Below are 4,673 nucleotides of genomic sequence, written 5' to 3' on the forward strand. Positions count from 1 at the left end.
TTGTAAGAGGCAGGATAGATGTTTTAGTAGTGCGACAGAGACTTTGGATACTGGTGATCGAATCCAAAAGTACCAAGTTTGATGTGATGGCAGCACTGCCTCAAGCTCTAGCTTATATGCTGGATGGCTCCAAAAGTGACAAGCCAAGGTTTGGTTTTCTAGTCAATGGGAGAGAGTTTGTATTTGTTAAACTCCAACCAGCAGATGTTCCCATATATGGTCGTTCCTACGCCTTATCTATTGAGAGGAAAAATGAACTGGAGCAAGTTTTAGCTGCTCTCAAAGCTATTGGTCGATTGGTATTAAATTAACTGTAAGCATTCAGCTATCAGCTATCAGCTATCAGCTATCAGCTATCAGCTATCAGCTATCAGCTATCAGCTAATGGGCTACTTGAGGTGCTACTTGAGGTGCTTTTGAATAAAACAGGTCAGCATTCGAATAATGCTGAGTTATGTCACAGCGTCGTTCGCACAGCGTGGCCTTAGGCCAAAGCCTGTGCCAGAAAGCTGACGGCTGACGGCTGACTGCTGTTCGCTTAGCGTGCGCGTAGCGCATATGCTTACGATTAACTTTTGATGTTTATCCACAATCCGAAATCATAGAACATTCACCATGGCTGTTACTCTCCTACTCCAACAACTTACCGTTCCCCCAGGCCAAAGACTGTTGATTCATAACCTAGAGTGGGCTGAATTTGAGTCTGTTCTCGAAGAACTAGGGGAACATCGCTCTGCCCGTATTGCCTATAGCCACGGAACCTTAGAAATCAGAATGCCTACCCCAGAACACGAAGTCGATAAAGAACTGCTCGGTGATTTGGTTAAAATTTTGCTTGATGAGTTAGCTGTCCGGTAGAAGAAGCCCCACGTCCGAACTGAAAGTCGGCGTGGGATGAATTCTACACAGAGTCTTTTGGTAGAGGGAAGCGAGCTATCAAGCTTCTGAGTAATTCGGAATAAGTCATCCCCCTCCTGTTTGCTTCTTCTTGTAATTGCCTTTTCTCAAAATCAGTAACTCTGACTACTAGTTTTTGATTTTTCATATCGGGTTGACACGTGTTGCTACGTTTGCTATCCTAATAATAGGTCGAAAAGCAAGAGGTTGCAACAATGAGAGCAGCGTATCAGTACCGGTTAAGATTGACCAAGTCACAAGAGACAGAAGTAGAAAGATGGTTGGACATGCTCCGACATCAATACAACTATTTACTTGCTGATCGGTTTAACTGGTACGAACAAAATCGTTGCTCGATTAATTCTTGTCCTCTTGTCTGTCACTTGCCAAACTTAAAGGACAACCCTGATTACTTTTCCCAAAAGAAAACTCTCCCTCAGCTGAAGAAGGATAGACCCTGGTACGGGGTTGTTCAGTCCCAGGTTTTGCAAGACTGCGTGAAGAGAGTTGACCTGGCATTTAAACGGTTCCTTAAAGGTGATAGTAATGGAAAGAAGAGCGGAAGACCTGGATTTAAAGGGAAAAAGAGATATAAGTCTTTTACATTCCCCTCTCTTGGCAAAAATCCTATAAGTGGCAATATACTGACTCTTCCAAAATTTGGAAAAGTCAAAATGATTTACCATAGACCTATCCCAGAAGGCTTTAAGATTAAGACGGCCACTATAACCCGAAAGGCTGATGGCTATTATGTTACGCTGTCAATTCAAGACGACACTGTACCGGAGATAATTTCAGCAGACAGTGTCAAAAATCCTATCGGAATAGACATGGGTCTCAAGTCTTTCTTGATTAAGTCTGATGGTTCAGAAGTACCGATTCCTCAGTATTACCGAAAGGCTCAAAAACGACTAAGAAAGATTCAGAAAGTCGTAAGTCGCTCTAAGAAAGGTAGCAATAACAGAAAGAGTGCTATCAATAAATTAGGAAAGGCTCACAAAAAAGTCGCTGATACTCGAAAAGATTTCCATTTCAAGACCGCGAAAGAGCTTCTGGATAATTATGATCTGGTAGCTCACGAAAAATTAAATATCAAAGGTTTGGCTAAGACTAAAATGGCCAAATCTATTTTGGATGCTGGCTGGGGACAATTCCTGTCTATTTTGTCAAACAAAGCCGTTCGCGTAGCGTGGCCTACGGCCATAAATGCTGGTTTACAAACAGTAGCAGTGAATCCTCGAAACACCAGTCAAAACTGCTCCAATTGCGGAGTAAAAGTACCAAAGAAACTAAAAGACCGCATCCATTCTTGTCCTTCTTGTGGGTACACGGAGGATCGTGACGTGAATGCGGCGATCAATATACTAAATTTGGCGGTAGGGCATTCCGTCAGTAGTAGTGCGGCTCGTTCCTAATAGGAGCCTCTCGTAGTAGAGAGGGGTATGATTAGGGGGATTCGCGAGGTATAACCTCAAAATCCTAACTATCCTAAAGATGTGGGTGAAAGTCCCACCCTTGGAGAGACAAGTGACTCCCTATCTGACCACACCGAGTGAGCGGCAACTCACAGAGTGACGCTGGTAACAGGGCGCAATCAGTTGACCAAAAGCAGGTAGCAACACTGGCGCTAACGGGGAGGCGACATGGTCTAAGTAGTTCTAGAAAAGTGTCTAAGGCGGCAACCACAACCTGAATAAAACATGTGGAAGAAATTCTCTACTCTCACGGAGTTGTTACTACGATATCCGTAATCTCTGAGAGGAGAATAGGCAAATTGAACTGACCTAAATCGCCAAAACAATCTTCAGGATGGAACGAGTAAAAACGACAGCAACGATAGGTCTGGGAAATGGTCGAAACCCCGGTAAACTATGCCAAGTCTAATCCCTACTGTCGGGTAAGATGTGCTCAAAACTGGGCACGGGTTCTCAGAATATGTTCAACCAAAGTAGAGTATGGTTAGACGCATGAATAAACATAGCGAACTATGGAAAAGTCAGAAGTGGAAGAAACTCCGCCAAAACTTATTCCGCCTACAAAGAAGAATATATAAAGCAGTTCAAGCTGGCGACTTGAGGAAAGCTCGGTCTTTACAAAAACTGGTTATGAAATCCCGTTCAGCTCAACTTTTGGCCGTTCGTCAAGTGACTCAGCTAAATCAGGGAAAACGCACTGCCGGAGTTGACGGAAAGGAAAGCCTCAACTACCGAGAGCGAATCGAGTTGGTAAATAAGCTGAACCACTATGGCCACACCTGGTTTCATAGTGGACTAAGGGAAGTACCAATCCCTAAAAAGAATGGGAAAATCCGAATGCTCAAAATACCAACCATCGCTGACAGAGCATGGCAATGCCTAGTAAAATATACCCTCGAACCTGCACACGAAGCTATCTTTCACGCTCGGAGTTACGGGTTTAGGACTGGGCGAAGTGCGCATGATGCCCAAATGTACGTATTCACTAACCTGAATAAAGGAAAAAAGGGCATCACCAAAAGGGTAATTGAACTAGACATCAAGAAGTGTTTTGACCGCATCTCTCACGAATCCATCATGGATAGGTTGATAGCACCAGCGCATGTGAAGATAGGGGTCTTCAGATGTTTAAAAGCTGGCACCAGCCCAGAATTCCCTGAACAAGGAACCCCACAGGGAGGAGTGGTCAGCCCCCTTCTAGCCAATATCGCACTTGATGGAATAGAAGAAATCCATCCATCCGTCCGCTATGCGGACGACATGGTGATATTTTTGAAACCAAAAGATGACGCAGGGAAAATCCTTAGAAAAATAGAACTTTTTCTAGAAGAACGAGGTCTCAAAATCAGTCAAGAGAAGACCAAGATAACCAAAACGACAGACGGATTTGACTTCCTTGGCTGGCATATGCGAGTCAAGACAAGCGGAACACTCCAATGTAGACCCTCAGCGGACAATCATAGGAAAATACGCGAGAAGATTAAAACCGTAGTCAACAGCTCGAATTATGGTGCTAAGGTCAAAGCCAAAAAACTAGCCCCCATTGTAAGAGGATGGCGAAATTATCACAAATGGTGTGATATGAGCAATTCTCGGGACAGTCTATGGTTCCTCGAAAAAGCGGCGAAAAAGAAATTCCTCAAGGAAAAGAAAGTGAACCGCTATGAAGCAGTGGAACTATGTAAAAAGGCATTCCCCACAGTAAGGACGAAACGTTTCGGACACACTATGGTCGCAGGGACTAAGTCCCCCTATGATGGAGACTTAGTCCATTGGAGCAGACGGAAAAGTAAGCTCTACGACAATCATACGTCCAGGGCTTTGAAACGACAAAACCATTCCTGTGAATATTGCGGATTAATGTTCAATTGCGACGAATCTGTACACCTTCACCACATTGATGGAAACCACGACAATTGGAAGCTAAAGAACTTAGTAGCAGTTCATCAAAGCTGCCACCAGCAAATTCACTGGAGCAAGCCGAAAGGCAAGCCGAGAGGTTGAGAGAATCTAGGAGCCGTGTGAGGTGAAAGTCTCACGCACGGCTTTGAAGGAGAGGTGCTCCGGATAATACCGGACATCGACTCTAATAAGCTGACCGAGCAACCGAACCAGTAGGTGGTGTTGGTAAGAAGCCCGCGTTGTCCCGTTAGGGCAACGTCGGGAGTACGTCACTCTAACATAATACTTCGCTGCCGTTGCCCGGAACCCGGAACAGGGAACTTCCGATCAGGGAACAGTGGACAATAATTGAGAAAAACACCATCAGAACAGCGCTGCATCGCGTTTTACCGATTCCTT

The 4,673-nt window shown here is 44.6% G+C and carries 5 protein-coding genes; 4 read left to right on the forward strand and 1 reads right to left on the reverse strand.

The window, feature by feature from the left end; translation table 11 throughout:
- The coding region (locus F6K57_RS37130) for a type I restriction endonuclease (RefSeq protein WP_364305694.1) at positions 1-311 on the forward strand (311 nt) is incomplete at its 5' end.
- A 141-nt stretch (positions 312-452) separates the two neighbouring features.
- Here F6K57_RS37130 and F6K57_RS37135 read toward each other — a convergent pair.
- The gene (locus F6K57_RS37135; RefSeq protein WP_293073292.1) at positions 453-590 is read right to left on the reverse strand and encodes a hypothetical protein; all 138 of its coding nucleotides are present in this window, start codon (positions 588-590) and stop codon (positions 453-455) included.
- A 25-nt stretch (positions 591-615) separates the two neighbouring features.
- On the opposite strand from F6K57_RS37135, the gene F6K57_RS37140 reads away from it, so the two are divergent.
- The 3 genes from F6K57_RS37140 (at position 616) to F6K57_RS37150 (ending at position 4,376) form a co-directional block, all read left to right on the forward strand.
- The gene (locus tag F6K57_RS37140; RefSeq protein ID WP_293073295.1) at positions 616-858 is read left to right on the forward strand and encodes a hypothetical protein; all 243 of its coding nucleotides are present in this window, start codon (positions 616-618) and stop codon (positions 856-858) included.
- Between the two features lie 254 nt (positions 859-1,112).
- Positions 1,113-2,312 carry a transposase gene (locus F6K57_RS37145; RefSeq protein ID WP_293073298.1) on the forward strand — a complete coding sequence of 400 codons (1,200 nt, stop codon included), beginning with the start codon at positions 1,113-1,115 and terminating at the stop codon, positions 2,310-2,312.
- Positions 2,313-2,864: 552 nt separating this feature from the next.
- Positions 2,865-4,376, forward strand: a complete 1,512-nt coding sequence (locus F6K57_RS37150; protein WP_293073301.1) for a reverse transcriptase domain-containing protein — start codon at positions 2,865-2,867, stop codon at positions 4,374-4,376.
- The last annotated feature ends 297 nt before the right edge of the window (positions 4,377-4,673 follow it).

Source organism: Moorena sp. SIO4A5, assembly GCF_010672005.1.
Classification (GTDB): domain Bacteria; phylum Cyanobacteriota; class Cyanobacteriia; order Cyanobacteriales; family Coleofasciculaceae; genus Moorena.

Excerpts from the sequence above, each read along its gene's own strand:
- F6K57_RS37145 (WP_293073298.1), top strand. The coding sequence starts at position 1,113 with ATGAGAGCAGCGTATCAGTACCGGTTAAGATTGACCAAGTCACAAGAG.
- F6K57_RS37150 (WP_293073301.1), top strand. The coding sequence starts at position 2,865 with ATGAATAAACATAGCGAACTATGGAAAAGTCAGAAGTGGAAGAAACTC.
- F6K57_RS37140 (WP_293073295.1), top strand. The coding sequence starts at position 616 with ATGGCTGTTACTCTCCTACTCCAACAACTTACCGTTCCCCCAGGCCAA.